Origin of the sequence: Synechococcus sp. R6-5 (assembly GCF_047461775.1) — a bacterium.
Taxonomy (GTDB): domain Bacteria; phylum Cyanobacteriota; class Cyanobacteriia; order Thermostichales; family Thermostichaceae; genus Thermostichus.
Genome location: NZ_JANSHV010000218.1, coordinates 1 through 16102 on the forward strand (window position 1 = coordinate 1; position 16102 = coordinate 16102).

At 57.9% G+C, this 16102-nt stretch carries 17 protein-coding genes; 11 read left to right on the forward strand and 6 right to left on the reverse strand.

Going from position 1 to position 16102, the window contains the following annotated elements:
• Positions 1-13 precede the first annotated feature (13 nt).
• Both NW818_RS11165 and NW818_RS11170 read left to right on the forward strand, forming a co-directional pair.
• On the forward strand, positions 14-676 hold the full coding sequence (locus NW818_RS11165; RefSeq protein WP_414407201.1) for a 5-formyltetrahydrofolate cyclo-ligase: 663 nt from the start codon (positions 14-16) through the stop codon (positions 674-676).
• 31 nt (positions 677-707) lie between these two features.
• Entirely contained in the window at positions 708-1166 is a 459-nt protein-coding gene (locus NW818_RS11170; RefSeq protein ID WP_414424596.1) for an FxLYD domain-containing protein, read from the forward strand.
• On the opposite strand, the gene NW818_RS11175 is transcribed toward NW818_RS11170, so the two are convergent.
• Positions 1074-2444, reverse strand: a complete 1371-nt coding sequence (locus NW818_RS11175) for an amidohydrolase family protein (protein ID WP_414424597.1) — start codon at positions 2442-2444, stop codon at positions 1074-1076. The two genes, NW818_RS11170 and NW818_RS11175, sit on opposite strands and share 93 nt — an antisense overlap.
• A gap of 401 nt (positions 2445-2845) precedes the next feature.
• Here NW818_RS11175 and NW818_RS11180 point away from each other — a divergent pair, with 401 nt between their 5' ends.
• From NW818_RS11180 to NW818_RS11210, 7 genes are all read left to right on the forward strand, one after another.
• Positions 2846-3874: a BMP family protein gene (locus NW818_RS11180; RefSeq protein WP_099812061.1), complete on the forward strand. Its 1029-nt coding sequence runs from the start codon at positions 2846-2848 to the stop codon at positions 3872-3874.
• A 7-nt stretch (positions 3875-3881) separates the two neighbouring features.
• Positions 3882-5408, forward strand: a complete 1527-nt coding sequence (locus tag NW818_RS11185) for an ABC transporter ATP-binding protein (RefSeq protein WP_414424598.1) — start codon at positions 3882-3884, stop codon at positions 5406-5408.
• Entirely contained in the window at positions 5398-6447 is a 1050-nt protein-coding gene (locus NW818_RS11190; RefSeq protein ID WP_011430424.1) for an ABC transporter permease, read from the forward strand. Before NW818_RS11185 ends, NW818_RS11190 begins: the two co-directional genes overlap by 11 nt.
• 6 nt (positions 6448-6453) lie before the next feature.
• Positions 6454-7410 (forward strand): ABC transporter permease, encoded by a 957-nt coding sequence (locus NW818_RS11195; protein WP_099812064.1) that lies wholly within the window; start codon positions 6454-6456, stop codon positions 7408-7410.
• A 66-nt stretch (positions 7411-7476) separates the two neighbouring features.
• The gene (locus NW818_RS11200; RefSeq protein ID WP_011432051.1) at positions 7477-8160 is read left to right on the forward strand and encodes a dual OB domain-containing protein; all 684 of its coding nucleotides are present in this window, start codon (positions 7477-7479) and stop codon (positions 8158-8160) included.
• Positions 8157-8774, forward strand: a complete 618-nt coding sequence (locus tag NW818_RS11205; protein ID WP_414342081.1) for a DUF488 family protein — start codon at positions 8157-8159, stop codon at positions 8772-8774. The genes NW818_RS11200 and NW818_RS11205 overlap by 4 nt, the downstream gene beginning before the upstream one ends.
• Entirely contained in the window at positions 8771-9202 is a 432-nt protein-coding gene (locus tag NW818_RS11210; RefSeq protein WP_414424599.1) for a DUF488 family protein, read from the forward strand. The genes NW818_RS11205 and NW818_RS11210 overlap by 4 nt, the downstream gene beginning before the upstream one ends.
• Positions 9203-9336: 134 nt before the next feature.
• On the opposite strand, the gene NW818_RS11215 is transcribed toward NW818_RS11210, so the two are convergent.
• Positions 9337-9471, reverse strand: coding sequence for a hypothetical protein (locus NW818_RS11215; protein ID WP_414342083.1), 135 nt, complete (start codon positions 9469-9471; stop codon positions 9337-9339).
• 195 nt (positions 9472-9666) lie between these two features.
• Here NW818_RS11215 and hflX point away from each other — a divergent pair, with 195 nt between their 5' ends.
• Both hflX and NW818_RS11225 read left to right on the forward strand, forming a co-directional pair.
• Positions 9667-11433, forward strand: coding sequence for a GTPase HflX (hflX, locus tag NW818_RS11220; protein ID WP_414424600.1), 1767 nt, complete (start codon positions 9667-9669; stop codon positions 11431-11433).
• A gap of 115 nt (positions 11434-11548) precedes the next feature.
• Positions 11549-13297, forward strand: coding sequence for a diflavin flavoprotein (locus tag NW818_RS11225; protein ID WP_414373931.1), 1749 nt, complete (start codon positions 11549-11551; stop codon positions 13295-13297).
• 103 nt (positions 13298-13400) lie between these two features.
• Here NW818_RS11225 and NW818_RS11230 read toward each other — a convergent pair whose 3' ends face one another.
• From NW818_RS11230 to NW818_RS11245, 4 genes are all read right to left on the reverse strand, one after another.
• On the reverse strand, positions 13401-13883 hold the full coding sequence (locus tag NW818_RS11230; RefSeq protein WP_414424601.1) for a hypothetical protein: 483 nt from the start codon (positions 13881-13883) through the stop codon (positions 13401-13403).
• A gap of 238 nt (positions 13884-14121) precedes the next feature.
• Positions 14122-14772 (reverse strand): precorrin-8X methylmutase, encoded by a 651-nt coding sequence (locus NW818_RS11235; protein WP_414424602.1) that lies wholly within the window; start codon positions 14770-14772, stop codon positions 14122-14124.
• A gap of 84 nt (positions 14773-14856) precedes the next feature.
• Positions 14857-15198 carry a histidine triad nucleotide-binding protein gene (locus tag NW818_RS11240; RefSeq protein WP_011432043.1) on the reverse strand — a complete coding sequence of 114 codons (342 nt, stop codon included), beginning with the start codon at positions 15196-15198 and terminating at the stop codon, positions 14857-14859.
• A gap of 84 nt (positions 15199-15282) precedes the next feature.
• A complete protein-coding gene (locus tag NW818_RS11245; RefSeq protein WP_414329426.1) occupies positions 15283-15621 on the reverse strand; it encodes a hypothetical protein in 339 nt (112 codons plus the stop codon).
• Between the last annotated feature and the right edge of the window lie 481 nt (positions 15622-16102).

Sequence of the window (16102 nt, forward strand, 5' to 3'; positions counted from 1 at the left end):
GTGTTCAGCGTAAATGTATCAGACCGAATATCCAAGCGGCATTGGGCTTGTGCAGGAACTCCCTTCCCCGGAACTGTCTTCTTCTTGGCGGCCCAGTTCTCTGGCAGCAGATCCTGCCCTAGAAAAAGCTCGCCTGCGCCAGCACTTTCGCCAGCTACGGCAGAGGTTGGACAGATCCCTTATCAGCCAGAAGATCGTGGCTCATTTGGCCTCTTGCCCCCAACTTTTGGCCGCCAAAACCATCCTGGCCTATGTGGCCTTCGGCTCCGAGGTGGACTTGGGATCCCTGTTTGCCCTTTTTCCAGAGAAGCAGTGGGGGATCCCCCGTTGTCTGCCGCGGCGGCAAATGCAGTGGCACCGCTACCAGCCGGCTGAGCTTGTCCCCAACTGCTGGGGCTTGCTGGAGCCTTCTCCCGGCAGCACAGTTATCGACCCTGGCAAGGCGGATTTGATCCTGGTGCCTGCCCTGGCCTGCGATCGTTGGGGAAGGCGTTTGGGCTATGGCGGCGGCTATTACGACCGCTTTTTGGCCGCTTTGCCGGATCCCAGTGTGCCCAAGTGGGGCATCCTCCCCCAAGCCTGCTTGCTGGAGCAGCCCCTGCCTCAGGATCCTTGGGATCAGCGCCTGGATGGGATCCAAACCGAGGAGAGGTTCTACGAGACGGGGATCCCCTAGACTAAAGAGGGTGGGCCTTGGAGGAAAAACGATGAGCCAAGTTTGGAAGCCGGCGCAGTGGCTAACCCAAAAGCTGCGTCTTGTCTGCATGAGCTTTGGCTGTGTGGCATTGGCGGTGCTCTTGATGGGCTTTGGGGCGATCCCCCTGCAACTGAAGGATCTCCACGTCACCCCCTGTCCCGATACCCCCGAATACACCAACCTGGTGACCAGCAACGGCAACCCCATACCGGCCAGGTGCCTGTTCGTCGAAGGCACAGTGGTCAACCGCTCCAAAAACACCGTTTTCAATGCCGATGTCTTTGGTCGGCTTTACGACGCCAACGGCAACGATGTCTTGCCGGAACGCACCCGCCTGGGGGCCATTGCAGAAGTTCCTCCCGGCGAGAGCCCTTTTTCAATTCGCATCTCGGTGCCCATAACCAGCCCCCTGCCCCTCACCCTGGAGCAATTCAAGGCCAGCGGCTTCAGCGGTACCGTGCGCCGATGAGGTCCAAAGCTGGCGGCTGAACTCCACCTGGGTGGGGCGCTCAGGCAAATGGAGCTGGGCAACCACAGGCGGGGTTTGGGCGATCAGCCGGCCCCGGCGGAAGACATACAGGCAAGCTGGTTTCAGGCGAATGGCTTCGACGGCATCGGCGGCCTGGAGCACCACCAGATCGGCGTAGCAGCCGGGTTCCAGGCCGTAGCCTTCCAACCCCAGAATGCGGGCCGGATTCTCCGTAACCGCCAAAAAGCACTGGCGCATCTGCTCATAGCCAGTCAGTTGGGCGGCGTGGATGGCCATGTGGGCCACCTCCAGCATGTTGCCGCTGCCCAAAGGGTACCAGGGATCCATCACGCAATCCTGGCCAAAGGCTACCGTCAAGCCTGCGTCCATCAGCTCGGGCACCCGGGTCAGCCCCCGCCGCTTGGGGTAGGTGTCGTGGCGACCTTGGATGACCATATTGACCAGCGGGTTGGCGATCACCCCCAGCTCTGCCTCGGCCATCAGGGGGATCAGTTTGCTGACGTAGTAGTTGTCCATCGAGTGCATGGAAGTTAGATGGGATCCGGCTACCCGCCCCTGCAAGCCCAGCCGCAGCGTTTCGTAGGCCAAGGTTTCCACATGGCGCGAAAGCGGATCGTCGGTCTCGTCGCAGTGCAGATCCACCCGCAGACCCCGCGCTGCTGCAATTTCACATAGGGCCCGCACCGAAGCCGTCCCTTCGGCCATCGTCCGCTCGAAGTGGGGGATCCCGCCCACCACCTCCACCCCCAAATCCAGAGCCTTCTCCAGAAGCTGCACCGCCCCTGGCGAGCGATAGTAGCCATCCTGGGGAAAGGCCACCAGTTGCAAATCCAAGTAGGGAGCCACTTTTTGCTTGACTTCCAGCAGCGCCCGCACCGCCAACAGGTTGGGATCGCACACATCCACATGGGTGCGGATGGCCAGGATCCCACGAGCCACCGCCCAGTCGCAATAGGTCAAGGCCCGCTCCATCACCGCCTCGGGGGTCAACAGCGGCTTCAACTCCCCCCAGAGGGCGATCCCTTCCAACAGCGTCCCCGATTGGTTGATGCGCGGGATCCCATAGGTGAGGGTGGCATCCATGTGAAAGTGGGCATCCACGAAGGGGGGCGACACCAAGCGGTTGCTGACATCAATTTCTTGGGGGGCAGTGGCTTGTAAGTTGCTTTCCAGAGCCACAATGCGATCCCCCTGGATACCGATATCGATTCCCTTGCGGCCATCCGGCAAATTGGCCCGGCGCAAAATGAGATCCATATGTTGTGGCTATTTGTTTGAACTTAGGATGGAAAGAAGCGACTACAGTTGACTGAATGATAGGCCAAATCAGATAAAGATGTCTTAAATTACCTCAAAGCCCGAATTTAGGAAACCAGTTGATTGGGTTATTGCTCACTTTATAAAAGAGGGCTGTAGTCCCCAACAGCATCCGGTTGTGCAAGATATCAACCAAGTAGTCAGAGGGATAATCTATCGAGAGCTGATTTGAGAGGACTTGGCCCTTACATCCATTCCAACCGTCAGCGAAACTTCGTTGTCCATTACAAACAAGCTCCTTCTCAAAAAATTGTATTTCAGGATACATATTTTCAGGGATCTCCCCCTTAGGATAAGCCGAGCAGTAACCCGATCTCGAACTAACCTCAACAGAAGCGACTATGGCACGTTTAGAACTCTCCCGGCGGGACTTCTGCCTGCGTTCTGGGGCTTTTGTGGCTGGCCTGATGGGGAGCCGCTGGTTGGTTCGCGATGCCGCGGTGGCTCAAGGAACCAAGCTGAAGGTGGCCGGGGTTTATACGGTTCCCATTGAGCAGCAGTGGGTGAGCCGGATCCATAAAGCCTTGATGGCTGCCCAGAAGCGGGGGGATATTGACTACACCTGGTCAGAGTCAGTTTCCAACACCGACTACCCACGGGTGCTGCGTCAGTATGCCGAGAGCGGCGTCCAACTGCTGGTGGGTGAGGTCTTCGGGGTGGAGCGGGAAGCGCGGGAAGTAGCCAAAGACTATCCCAAGGTCAGCTTTTTGATGGGATCCAGCCTCAAGCCGGATCCTGCCCTGAGCAATTTTGCCGTGTTTGACAACTACATCCACGAGCCTTCCTATTTGACGGGAATGGTGGCCGGGGGGCTGACCCGCTCCAAAATCATCGGCATGGTGGGGGGCTATCCCATTCCAGAAGTGAACCGCCTCATGAATGCTTTTATGGCAGGGGCGAGGGAACTGCAGCCGGAGGTGAAGTTTTTGGTCACCTTTATCGGCAGTTGGTTTGATCCCCCCAAAGCCAAAGAGGCGGCTTTTGCCCAAATTGATGCCGGCGCAGATATCCTCTATGCAGAGCGGTTTGGGGTATCTGATGCCGCTAAAGAGAGGGGCGTTTTGGCCATCGGCAATGTGATCGATACCCAGCCTGATTATCCGGAAACGGTGGTGGTCAGCGCCCTGTGGCACATGGAACCCACCATCGACAGAGCCATTGCCGCGGTGAAGGCCGGAGAATTTAAGGCAGAGGACTACGGGATCTACAGCATGATGAAATATGGGGGATCCAGCCTCTCCGACTGGGGAACCTTCGCCGACAAGGTTCCGGCTGAACTGAAAGCTAAGGTGATGCAGAGGCAGGCAGAGATTCTGGCAGGGTCTTTTGTTGTAGCCATCGATGATAGCGAACCCAAGTCCACCCTCTGAAGCGCCTTTGGCCTTGAAGGTGGTGGGCATTACTAAGCGCTTTGGTGCTCTGCTGGCCAACGACCAGATTGATCTTGAGCTGCGGGCCGGGGAGATTCTGGCCATCTTGGGGGAAAATGGGGCGGGCAAAACGACGCTGATGAATATCCTGTTTGGGCACTACGTTCCCGATCAGGGTCAGGTGTGGGTGTTTGGTCGGCCCCTCAAGCTGGGATCCCCGGCGGCTGCCCTGGCGGCAGGGATAGGCATGGTGCATCAGCATGTGGTCTTGGCCGATAATCTGTCGGTGCTGGACAACATTCTTCTGGGCACTCAGCCCCTGTGGCACCTGTGGTCTCGGCGGCGAGAGGGACGGCGGCGCATCCAAAAGCTAGCTGAGGAATTGGGGTTGGCCGTGGATCCCGATGCTCTGGTGGGATCTCTAACCTTGGGGGAGCGGCAGCGGGTGGAGATCCTCAAGGTGCTGTATCGAGGGGCGCGGATCCTGATTTTGGATGAGCCCACAGCGGTGTTGACCCCACCGGAAATTGAGCCGTTTTTTCACACCCTACGGCAGATGGCCGGTCGCGGGCTGGGGATCCTGCTGATTTCCCACAAGCTCCAGGAGGTGATGCGCATCAGTGACCGGGTGATGGTGCTGCGGTCAGGGCGGGTGGTGATGGCGGGCAAGACGGCTGAGATCCATCCCACAGCTCTGGCGGAAGCGATGGTGGGGCAGCGGTTGGCGGCGGTGGTCAAAGCCCCTTTGTCTCCGGGGGAGACGGTCTTAGAGTTGCAGCAGGTCTCCTGTCGGGTGGGGCAGCAGCATCTGGAGCAGGTTTCTCTGACGGTGCGGCGTCACGAAATCGTGGGTATTGCTGGGGTGGCGGGCAATGGGCAGGCCGTTCTGGCAGATCTGGTCTGTGGGGTGATCCGGCCCCACCAAGGTCATCTGCATCTGTATGGCCGAGTCCTGCGGCTGATCTCTCCTGCTGAGATGGTGCGGCAAGGCATGGCTCGGATCCCGGAAGACCGCCACAAGACCGGACTGATCGGTTCCCTTAGCCTGTGGGAGAATTGGGTGATCGAGCGCTATCGGGATCCCGAATTCTCGCGGTGGGGGATCCTGCGTCACCGCCAAATCTATCAGCAGGCTCACACCTGGCTACAGACCTACGACGTGCGGGGACTCCAGAGGGGGGATCCGCGGCAGGCGCTCCAGATGCCGGTGCAACTGCTGTCCGGCGGAAATATGCAAAAAGTGATCCTCTCGCGGGAGCTGTGTCGGGATCCCCAGGTAATTGTGGCTCACCAGCCAACGCGGGGACTGGATCTGGGGGCTGTGGCTTACGTGCATGCCCAACTGCTGGCAGCAGCCCGAGCTGGAGCCGGGATCCTGCTCATTTCTGAAGACTTGGATGAATTGCTGAGTTTAGCCGATCGAGTGGCGGTGCTCTATCGCGGTCGGCTTTCCCCAGCAATCCCAACCCAAACCACAACGGTGACCGCCTTGGGGTTGCGCATGGCCGGGCAGGAGGTGGCCGATGCGTGTTGAACCTCGTTCCACTGTGCCCCTTTGGCTGATCCTGAGTGCGCCGATGGCAGCCATTGTCCTGGCTTTCCTCTCCTGTAGCCTGCTGATCCTGTGGACGGGATCCCCGGTTTTGGCAGCCTATGGAGCTTTGCTGCGGGGAGCGGTGGGATCCCCCTTTGCCCTAAGCGAGACCTTGACTCGGGCCGTTCCTCTGATCCTGACAGGATTGGCGGTGGCGGTGTGTTTTCGGGCCAAGTTGTGGAACATCGGTGCGGAAGGCCAGTTTTATGGTGGGGCTCTGGCTGCCAGCCTCTTGGGCACCGGTGGGCTTTCGCTGCCGCGCCCATGGTTGGTGTTGGTGCTGCTGCTGGCGGGCTGGATTGCTGGAGGGCTGCTGCTGTGGATCCCGGCCTGGCTCAAGACCCAGTTCCAGGTGGACGAAGTGGTGACCACCTTGCTGCTCAATTTTGTCATTCTTCTCGGGATTAGCTATCTCCTGGAAGGCCCCCTCAAAGATCCTCTGGCTCTGGGTTGGCCCCAAGGTCGTGCCCTTGTGGATGCCGCCCTACTGCCGCGGCTGATCCCCCGCAGTCGTCTCCACGCTGGTTTAATCATCGCCCTGCTCGCTGCCCTGGGGGTGTGGGCCATAGAGCGGTTCACCGTTTGGGGCTTAGAAATGCGAGCCGTAGGCGCCAACCCAGAAGCGGCCAGGTTCCTCGGCATCCCAGTCCGGAGAGTTATTTTATATACCTCATTGTTGGGAGGTGGGCTGGCAGGCTTGGCGGGAGCTTGTGAACTCCTCGGGCTCAAGGGCTATCTCACCTTGGATTTATCCCCTGGCTTTGGCTACACCGGCATTGTTGTTGCCCTGTTGGCCCAACTGCATCCCTTGGGAGTGGTGGGGGCCGCAGTTTTCATTGCCGGGGTTTATGTGGGAGCCGATACCATGGGGCGTAGCTTGGGCGTTCCCACCTATCTTGCCGATGTCATTGTTGCTGCTGCCCTGCTGTGGATGTTGGTCTGCATGGGATTGGCCCGTTATCGTCTGCGCTGGGACTGAGCACCCGTGTCTGCACTCCTGAGTCTAATCAGCTTAATCAGCACCACCAGCTTCTGGGTGGCCACCCTGCGCATTGCCACTCCCTTGCTCTTTGGCACTTTGGGCGAAGTCCTCTGTGAGCGGGCCGGCGTTCTCAATCTGGGCATCGAAGGGATCATGACCCTGGGGGCCATGACCGGTTGGCTGGTGGTCTATCAGGGATCCGGATTGTGGTGGGGCGTAGCCTTTGCTGCCGTCCTCGGTGCAGGTGTGGGCTTGATTCACAGCCTGTTGACCGTCCGCCTTGGGGTTTCCCAGCACGTCACCGGCATTGGCATCACCCTCTTGACCATCAATGCTGCTTATTTTGTTTATCGCATGGCCCTGCCCCAGGTCACCTCTCCTCCCAAAATCGTCCCCTTCAGCCCTTGGCCGATCCCGGGTCTCTCCAGCCTGCCCTTTCTGGGAGAAACCCTGTTTACCCAGCCGCCCCTCACCTACCTCAGCCTTCTCCTGGTGCCCCTCATGGCCTACATCCTCTACCGAACTCCTCTGGGCCTGGCCGTGCGCATGGTTGGGGAAAATCCCCAGGCTGCCGCTTCCCAGGGGATCCCGGTCTATGCCGTTCGCACCGGGGCCGTGATGGTGGGCAGCGCTCTCATGGCGGTGGCCGGCGCTTTTTTAACCCTCTCTGCGTTCGATGCGTTTTTCTTCAATATCGTCAATGGACGGGGGTGGATTTGCATTGCCCTGGTGGTTTTTGCCGCTTGGGATCCCTGGCGAGCCTTAGGAGGAGCGTTGCTGTTTGCCGGGTTTGATGCTTTGCAATTGCGCCTTCAGCAGCTTTGGGGTAGCCGGATCCCCTATCAGTTTTTCTTAATGTTGCCCTATCTGCTCAGTATTGTGGCGTTGATTTTGGTCTCTCGCCATGCCAAAGCGCCCCGCGCCCTTTTGATCCCCTTTCGCCCTGAAGAACGGATTTGACTACTGGACTTTCAAGAAGCCGAAAATTACTCCTATTGAGCCTTTGCCCTTGCCCCAGAAGCCTGTATGTCTTACGTCAAGACGATTGTCTGTTTCGCCAACTCCAGAAAAATGGCCGGTCGCTGTATTGCCGGCAAGGAATGGCAGAACGGAGAGCCAGGAGAATGGGTGCGTCCTGTCAGCAGCCGCCCGTCACATGAGGTCTCTGAACATGAGAGGTACTACGAGAGCGGTGGCGACCCAGAACTTCTTGATATTCTCTGTGTCTCTTGTGATACACCTCAGCCACTACCTCACCAGAGGGAGAACCACGTTATCAATCCAAAGCACCGCTGGAAAAAAGTTGGCCACCTGCCTTGGGAGGATATCAACAGTTGGCTAGACAACCCTGAGAATCTCTGGGGCACTGGCGAGAGCAGCTATGCTGGGTGGAACAACCGGTTAAGTGTCGGGCGAGAAAGCGGAGTTTCTCTTTACCTTGTACCGGTCGAGCATTTGCGTCTGTTGGTTGGTTACAAGGCACCAGGATACCCGAATTCTAAGCGTAGAGTACGCGGCGAGTTTGTATACAAGGGAGTAAAATACTGCATGGATGTTACCGATCCTGTGATTGAACGGGATTTCCTAATGGGCGAAGACGGTCAATATGACATCCCCGATCCGGTGCTGTGTGTTAGCCTTAGCGATCCCTACTTGGGCTATTACTACAAGCTGATAGCGGCTGTTCTCTACTCAGGTCGACTCATATGAAATCAGAGATCTACACGATTGGTCACTCAAACCACGAGATTGATTTTTTCATAGACTTACTGCGCCAGTACAACATCACCGGTATTGGCGACGTTCGCTCACGTCCATATAGCCGTTACGTCCCTCAATATTCACAAGAAAAGTTGAAAAGTGCTTTAGCGGCAGCAGGTATTGCTTACGTCTTTCTGGGCAAAGAATTGGGAGGACGTAGCGAAAATCCGAGCTGCTATGATCAGGGTAGGATTCAGTATGAACGACTGGCAAATGAGCCAGCCTTCCTCGAAGGGATCGACCGTCTGATCCAAGGTTCTAGTCGGTATCGGATCGCACTGATGTGTGCTGAGAAAGACCCTATTGAATGTCATAGATCGTTGCTGGTGGCGCGTAAACTTTTTCAAAGTGGGATTCCGGTCAACCACATCTTGGCCAATGGCTCTTTGGAGACTCATGAGGCTCTAGAATCTCGTCTTCTTGCCCTTTGCAAACTTCCAGAGGGGGACTTGTTTAGAAGTCGGGAAGAGTTTATAGCCGAAGCCTATCTCATTCAAGGCAGGCGTGTCGCCTATCGAGATGAGAAAATGTCAAAAAATGATGAGCGGAGCGCGAGGCCATGAAGATATTTACGATAGGGTTTACGAAGAAAAGTGCAGAGCAATTTTTTAATCGCTTAAAACAGCCTGGTCTGGTTCGAGTTGTTGATACTCGACTTAATAACACCTCGCAACTGGCGGGATTCACGAAAAAGAGGGATCTAGAGTTTTTTCTTCGCGAGATCTGCAAGCTTGGATATGTTCATTTGCCGGAACTTGCACCAACTCAAGAGATTCTCGATGCTTACAAAGCCAGTGGTGAATGGTCTAACTACGAGAGACAGTTTTTGTCGCTGATGGCCGAGCGTCGCATTGAAGATCAAGTGGATAAAAGTATTCTCGATGGAGGATGTCTGCTTTGTAGTGAAGCTACACCTGAGCACTGTCATCGTAGGCTGGTTGCTGAATATTTGCGCAGAAAATGGGGTGATGTTGAAATCGTGCATCTATGATAACTAAGAGCTGGCACTACGGATTTTTCCGATTTATGCAGCTACTCCGAGTTGCAGCAGGATTCCGGCAACACGGAGCGAAAGGGATCCCTGACTGCCCAACCGATTTGGAAACTCTCTCACCGACAGCAAGCTCAATACAGGGATCCCCGCTTGGGCAGATCCAACACATTGACATCTTTGGGGTTGACCTTGAGCAGATGATGGGCGAGCAGGAAGCCTGTGATCGTCTGGGTTTGGCTGCCCCATGCGTACCTCGGTTGGGTCATGGAAGTATTCCGCCTACTTTTGTTCGGGAATGACCTTGGTTTGAATGTTGCACCCGTTGCTGATGACATCGCCGTACTGTTGCCCCCGCAACACTGGGCCAGTGTTTGCCGCCGTTGCTTTTGGATCCCAAGTTCCTGCTGTCAGCTAGCGTGTATGGTAGATGAAAGCTTGTTTTTGGGTCTTTCCCCGTCCCCATGCCCAGGGCTAGCACCTCTCGCCATCAGACCGACCCCCGCTTCAGCTCTGCTATCGCTCCACGACGCTTTCCCGAACAGGCCAAAGGGTTAAAGCCCCACCAACAAAAGCAACTGCAACGGCTTTACCAACTGCGCCTACCCCCCAACCGCCTGGTGACGGTGGAGTTTGCCCAACGGCTGGGATCCCTGACCCAAGAGTTGGAAGGCCGGCCCATCAGCGTTTACCTCAACCGGCGCGGCCAGGTGATCCGCGTAGGGGTGGGATCCCCTTTTGAAACCCAGATTCCCGCTTGGGAATTGCCCCGCCAGGGGGCCGAGCGCCTATCCGGGATCCGCTGCATCACCACCCAAATGGGGGAGGGGGGCCCCGGTCAAAAAGCGCTGACGGCCATGGCTTTGCAGCGTTTGGATGCCCTCATTACCCTTTCCGTGTCCAAGTCAGGAGGGCACCGACGCCGGGGAGGAGCGGCTACGGGCTTTGTTCACCGGGCCTATCTGGCCCATCTGCTGCCGGAGGGAGAGCGCCGTTGGCAGGTTTCTGAGCCTTTGCCTTTGGGGATCCTGGCAGAACAGGATCTGCAGGAGCTGGTGGCGGAGCTAGAAGATGGCTTTCGGCGCCAAGTGACCGCCCGCCCGGTGGATCCCGATCAGGAGCGGGCGATCCTAGTGGGGCTGCAGGAGCCAGGCCAGAGCAGCCAGGAGCTAATGGACGTGTTGGCGGAGCTGGGCCGCCTGGTGGAAAGCGCCGGCGGTCAGGTGCTGCAGGCCCTCTGGCAACGGCGGGAGGGACCCAACTCGGCCACGGTAATCGGCTCCGGTAAGGTGCAGGAGCTGGCGCTGCTGGTGCAGGATTTGGGGGCCAACCTGGTGGTGTTCGACCGGGAACTTACCCCCAGCCAGGTGCGCACCCTGGAAGAGGCCCTGGGAGTGCGGGTGGTGGATCGCAGCGAGGTGATCCTGGATATTTTTGCCCAGCGGGCCAGAACCCGAGCCGGGAAGCTGCAGGTGGAGCTGGCGCAACTGCAGTATTTGCTGCCTCGCCTGGCCGGTCGCGGTCGCACCATGTCGCGGCTGGGGGGTGGGATCGGTACTCGGGGCCCGGGGGAAACCCAACTGGAAATGGAGCGGCGGGCCATCCAGCGGCGCATCAGCAAGCTGCGGCAAGAGGTGGAAGAGCTGCGCCGCCACCGCCAGCGGCTGCGCCAACGGCGCGAGGCATCCCAAATTCCCGTGGTGGCCCTGGTGGGCTACACCAACGCCGGCAAGTCCAGCCTTCTCAACGCCCTCACCCATGCTGAGGTGTACGCCGCCGACCAGCTCTTTGCCACCTTGGATCCCACTACCCGGCGGCTGGATCTGCCCAACCGGCAGGCGGTCCTGCTGACCGACACGGTGGGATTTCTAACCGAATTGCCAGACCAACTGGTGGATGCCTTTCAAGCCACCCTGGAAGAGGTGACGGAAGCCGATGCCCTACTACATGTGGTGGATCTCTCCCACCCCAACTGGGAGGGGCAAATCGAGGCGGTGGAAACATTGCTGGACAAGCTGCCCTTGGCCACTGGTCCCCGCCAGCTGGTGTTCAACAAAATCGACCGCCTCGACCCCGAATGGGTGGAAGACGTCCGCCTGCTCTACCCCAAAGCCCTGTTTGTTTCCGCCGCCACCGGCCAAAACCTGGATCAGTTGCGCCACACCCTGGCCCAGTTTGCTACAGCCCTAAGTCCTAACCCCTTCGATTGGCAGGAACCCAAGGATCCCTAAAAGCATTCCATAAGGATTTCCAAACCTGCATAGCTCATCTTCATCCGCCGTCAACATAAACATTCAGTTACATTGAGATCAGGATTGTGACCCGACTTAAAGTTAGGGAGAGAACATGGCCACCACTGCAGTTGCACCTCAAGTCGCACCTCGCCTGGCCCAGCCCCATCTGACGCTGCAAACTCTGCCCATCGGGGCCGACACCCTTGCCATTCGCTCCCAAGATTGGGATCGGGATCGATTTGACATCGAATTTGCTCTGGAAAATGGCACCACCTACAACTCCTTCTTGATTCGCGGCGAGAAGGTGGCCCTCATCGACACCTCCCACGAGAAGTTTCGCCAGTTGTACCTGGATTGCCTGCAAGGGATCCTAGATCCTGCCCAGATCGACTACCTGGTGGTCAGCCACACCGAGCCAGATCACAGCGGCCTGGTTGGGGATCTGCTGGAGCTGGCGCCCCAGATGACGGTGGTGGCCTCCAAGGTGGCGGTGCAATTTCTGGAAGATCTGGTGCATCGGCCCTTCCAGCGGCTGGTGGTGAAACAGGGAGATCGCTTGGATCTGGGCAAGGGGCATGTCCTGGAATTTATCTCTGCCCCCAACTTGCACTGGCCCGACACCATCCTCACCTACGACCACGGCACCCAGATCCTTTACACCTGCGACGTGTTTGGGATGCACTACTGCGACGATTTCGCCTGGGACGAACATCCCCACCTGTTGCAGGCCGACTTCAAGCTCTACTACGACTGCCTCATGGGGCCCAACGCCCGCTCGGTGTTGTCCGCCCTGAAGCGCATGGAAGCCTTGCCTCCCATCGCTGCCATTGCTACCGGCCACGGCCCCCTACTGCGCCATCACCTGTCCGACTGGGTGGGGCAATATCGCACCTGGAGCCTGGAGCAGGCCAAAGCCGAGCGCCTGGTGGCAGTGTTCTACCTGTCCGGCTATGGCCAGGCGGAAACCTTGGCTCAAGCCATTGCCCGCGGGATCCAAAAAACCGGCATCCAGGTGGAGCTGGCAGATTTGCGGCTGGTGGATGCCCACGAGGTGCGGGAGCTGATGAGCTTGGCCGCCGGTGTGGTGATAGGCATGCCGCCCCAATCGGGGCCAGAGGCGGCCACTACCCAGGTGCTGCTGAAAACCCTGCTGGCCTCTGCCCACAGCAAGCAGGGCTTTGGCCTGTTCGAGTCAGGGGGGGAAGACGACGAGTCGGTGTACCTCTGCCGCAACACACTGCAAGAAATCGGCGCCAAAGAGGTGTTTGCCCCCATTCTGCTTAAGCAGCCTGCCGGCGAGGCCCTGCTGCAACTGGCCGAAGAAGCAGGTACCGACCTGGGGCAGTGGCTGACCCGGGATCGCAGCATTCAGCAGATGAAAGCCTTGGATGCCGACTTGGATCGCGCCCTGGGCCGCATCAGCAATGGCCTCTACATTATCACAGCCCGCAAAGGGCAAGCCACCAGCGCCATGCTTGCCTCCTGGGTGGCCCAAGCCAGCACCGATCCGCCGGGGATCAGCATTGCGGTGGCCAAGGATCGGGCCATCGAATCCTTCCTGCAGGTGGGAGATACCTTCGTGTTAAATGTGCTGCAAGAAGGCCATTACCAACCCTTGATGCGCCACTTCCTGAAGCGATTTCCACCGGGAGCCGACCGCTTTGCCGGGATCAAGACCTACCCTGCTGCCAACGGATCCCCCATCTTGGCCGATGCTTTGGCCTACCTGGAGTGCCGCGTGGTGAGCCGCCTGGAAACCAGCGATCACTGGGTGGTGTACAGCACCTTGGAAGCCGGTCGGGTCTCCAGCCCAGAGGGCCTTACTGCCATCCACCACCGCAAGGTGGGGAATCATTACTGATTGAGGCGTGAGCAGTGAGAAGGGAGAAGTGAGAGATGATCCCTCACCTCCAGCCCTTCTCCCTGGGGAAGCTGGGATCCCTGTAGCGAACAGACTCACAAATTCAATAGGACTGCCGATAGACCAACCCACTGGGATGTAGGAAGAAGGGGCTGTCTTCTCCCAGGCGGATCCCGATCTGCTCCAGCTGTTCCCCTTGGCGGGTCGCAGGCCCTAAGGGCAGCCCCTCTGTTCCCTGTTGAATCCTTTGGGATCCCTGCTGGGCTGGCCGATAAGGGACGCTGTTCAAACCTGAAGAGAGGGGATCCGAGGGGGCATACCTCTGTCGCCAGCGCTGGTAGGGGCTGACCGGTTCGGGAAAATGTTGCGTAGCGATAACCTCTGCCTTGTCGAGTGCAGTAGCAGTGTGGAGCACTTTCTGGGCTGTCGAGAGAGTAGAGGCAAGTGTTGACGATTCTGACAACTGCAACTGTGAAGAGGGCGAAAGGACGACCACCGGGCATGGCTCAGCTTGTGCCCAAGCCCCCGGCGCAAAAAACAAGGCCAGAAGGCAGCCGCCCCAGCAAAAGAAGATGGCACGCCGCACGGGAAGATCCCTCCATAAGCTCAACCCAGCCGCTTCTCAGGCCATTTTCTGAAGAGGCAGGACTGAGAGCGCAGCTCCCATCTTGCCCATGCCAATTTGCAGGCCGAGTGACCGGGATCCCCCCAGTTGAGTGATCTCGATCAGATCAGCAGACCTACTCTAGAAATGGGGTCTAAAGCCCTGCTCTACCGCTGCGCAGTTTGCCTTGGCTTAGCCAGCCAGTAGAGCAAGGGGCATGTCAAGAAACGGCGGATTTGCCAGGATAGTCTGCGCTGCTGACCCGTACATAGGCGTGCCAAGCCAAGTCCAGCAGGCCATCCAACACCGCTGCAGCCACTGCCGGGCCTCCTTTGCGTCCCTCAGTGCGGATGTGGGGCACCATGGAATCGGCTAGCTCCTGCTTGGCTTGCACCACGTTCACAAACCCAGCCGGCGTGGCGATGACCAGAGCAGGGGCCACCTCCTTCTCTCTAATCAGCTGCACCAAGGTGGAGAGGGCAGTCTGGGATTGGCCGATCACAAAGATCGCCTCAGGGTAGCGTTGGGCCAGGGTTTCCAAGCCCCAAGCGGAGCGGGTCTTGTCCCTTTGGGGACGGGTAATCGCTTCGCTGCCGCAGTAGATGGGGTTGGAAAAGGTGTTCTGAACAGCCCAGGCAATGCCCACCTGTACCATCGGCTCATCGACCACAATGGTGGTACGCGCTGCCAAGGCCGCCGCCCCAGCCTGTAAGGCTTCGTTACCAAAACGGATGAGGTTCAAGTACTCAAAGTCGGCAGTAGCATAAATAACCCGACGAACCACCTCATACTCAGCAGGAGAAAGCTCGTGCTTGCCCACCTCCTGGTCGATGATCATCAAACTCTCTGCATCGGTTACGTGCCACTCCATCGATCCCAGACCCCGCCCGCTGTTTACCTCCGTAATGACAGGATTGTACCTGCAGAGGCTCCAATGGGTGGGAAAAACCATCGCTCAACCTGGGGGCCAGCCCATCCCCCGACCGCCCAGAACGTGAATGTGGAGATGAAAGACGGTTTGCCCGCCGTCTTCTCCTTCGTTGATCACCAATCGGTAGCCTTTATTTAAACCTGCCTCGGCAGCCACCCGCTGAGCGGTCAGCAGGAGATGTCCCAGCAATGCCTCATGTTCGGGCTTGGCCTGGGAAATGCCGGGGATGGGCTCTTTGGGCACCACCAAAATGTGGACAGGGGCTTGGGGGGCAATATCTTTGAAGGCCAGGGCTCTATCGTCTTCGTAAACGATTTGTGCAGGGATCTCCCTGCGAATAATCTTGCCGAAAACTGTGTCGCTCATGGGTGCTCACAAATTAGTTCTGCCCTTAGCCTACCTGCTAACCGCACATTCTCCCACCCAGGTGGCGAGAGTGGCGATCGGCACCTACTGCTTCAGCAGCCATTCAAATTCCTGCCGCAGTGATTGAATATGCCCCACTCGCGAGACCAACAGCGCATCTCGCCCGGCATCGCGAAAACGAGAGCGCCACAAACTCACCAAATCGGGGTTGCTGCACCAAAAGCGGATAACAGCGTCGACCAACTGATCCAAGTCCCAGCCGCGCCGGGCCGGCACTTCCTCCACGGATCCCAGCAACGCATCGAGGGTGCAGGAGCTGGTACCCAGGTATTCCACCCCACAGGGCCGCTGGGCCAGCTTCTGTTGCTGATGAAAGAACTGTAGAGCAGGGGCGATGCCGATGATCTCGAAGGTGTAAACCATGTTGCTCCGCAACGCTGACGCGACTGGGCTCAGTCCTACAGAGTTTTTTGCGAAAGATTCTAAAAAGGGGGCTAGCAGTCTCAAAACCAAATCAAGGTTGGGATCCCTTCCCAACTATCCTCGATCTGATCCTGGATGTTAGGTATTGATTATACTCAACTTGGGCAAAATGCCAAGGCAAAGGACAGGCAGATCCCTGCGTGGCGAAATACTTTTGCGCCACAGAGGAAGGCTTTGCCTGATGGGCACTCCCTCGTTCAGCTCTGTGTAAATAATCTGTGCAGAAATCTGTGCAGATAAGAGGTAAAGCTGCTAGCAAACACAAGTGAGGACTGCTAGCATCCAATGGGATCTTTTGCTAATTGGCTTTAGCTACACAACTACAGCCCACTAAGGGACCACGGGATACGGTTGTATGGTCATTCTAGGCTAATTGAGACACTCCCCAAGTGTTCCGCGCCGCTGCCGCGACCACCCCCAG

What these genes read in the sequence shown, in the direction of transcription:
- NW818_RS11165 (WP_414407201.1), top strand. Translation starts at nt 14, where the DNA reads ATGTATCAGACCGAATATCCAAGCGGCATTGGGCTTGTGCAGGAACTC.
- NW818_RS11170 (WP_414424596.1), top strand. Translation starts at nt 708, where the DNA reads ATGAGCCAAGTTTGGAAGCCGGCGCAGTGGCTAACCCAAAAGCTGCGT.
- NW818_RS11175 (WP_414424597.1), bottom strand. Translation starts at nt 2,444, where the DNA reads ATGGATCTCATTTTGCGCCGGGCCAATTTGCCGGATGGCCGCAAGGGA.
- NW818_RS11180 (WP_099812061.1), top strand. Translation starts at nt 2,846, where the DNA reads ATGGCACGTTTAGAACTCTCCCGGCGGGACTTCTGCCTGCGTTCTGGG.
- NW818_RS11190 (WP_011430424.1), top strand. Translation starts at nt 5,398, where the DNA reads ATGCGTGTTGAACCTCGTTCCACTGTGCCCCTTTGGCTGATCCTGAGT.
- NW818_RS11200 (WP_011432051.1), top strand. Translation starts at nt 7,477, where the DNA reads ATGTCTTACGTCAAGACGATTGTCTGTTTCGCCAACTCCAGAAAAATG.
- NW818_RS11205 (WP_414342081.1), top strand. Translation starts at nt 8,157, where the DNA reads ATGAAATCAGAGATCTACACGATTGGTCACTCAAACCACGAGATTGAT.
- NW818_RS11210 (WP_414424599.1), top strand. Translation starts at nt 8,771, where the DNA reads ATGAAGATATTTACGATAGGGTTTACGAAGAAAAGTGCAGAGCAATTT.
- NW818_RS11215 (WP_414342083.1), bottom strand. Translation starts at nt 9,471, where the DNA reads ATGACCCAACCGAGGTACGCATGGGGCAGCCAAACCCAGACGATCACA.
- hflX (WP_414424600.1), top strand. Translation starts at nt 9,667, where the DNA reads ATGCCCAGGGCTAGCACCTCTCGCCATCAGACCGACCCCCGCTTCAGC.
- NW818_RS11225 (WP_414373931.1), top strand. Translation starts at nt 11,549, where the DNA reads ATGGCCACCACTGCAGTTGCACCTCAAGTCGCACCTCGCCTGGCCCAG.
- NW818_RS11235 (WP_414424602.1), bottom strand. Translation starts at nt 14,772, where the DNA reads ATGGAGTGGCACGTAACCGATGCAGAGAGTTTGATGATCATCGACCAG.
- NW818_RS11240 (WP_011432043.1), bottom strand. Translation starts at nt 15,198, where the DNA reads ATGAGCGACACAGTTTTCGGCAAGATTATTCGCAGGGAGATCCCTGCA.
- NW818_RS11245 (WP_414329426.1), bottom strand. Translation starts at nt 15,621, where the DNA reads ATGGTTTACACCTTCGAGATCATCGGCATCGCCCCTGCTCTACAGTTC.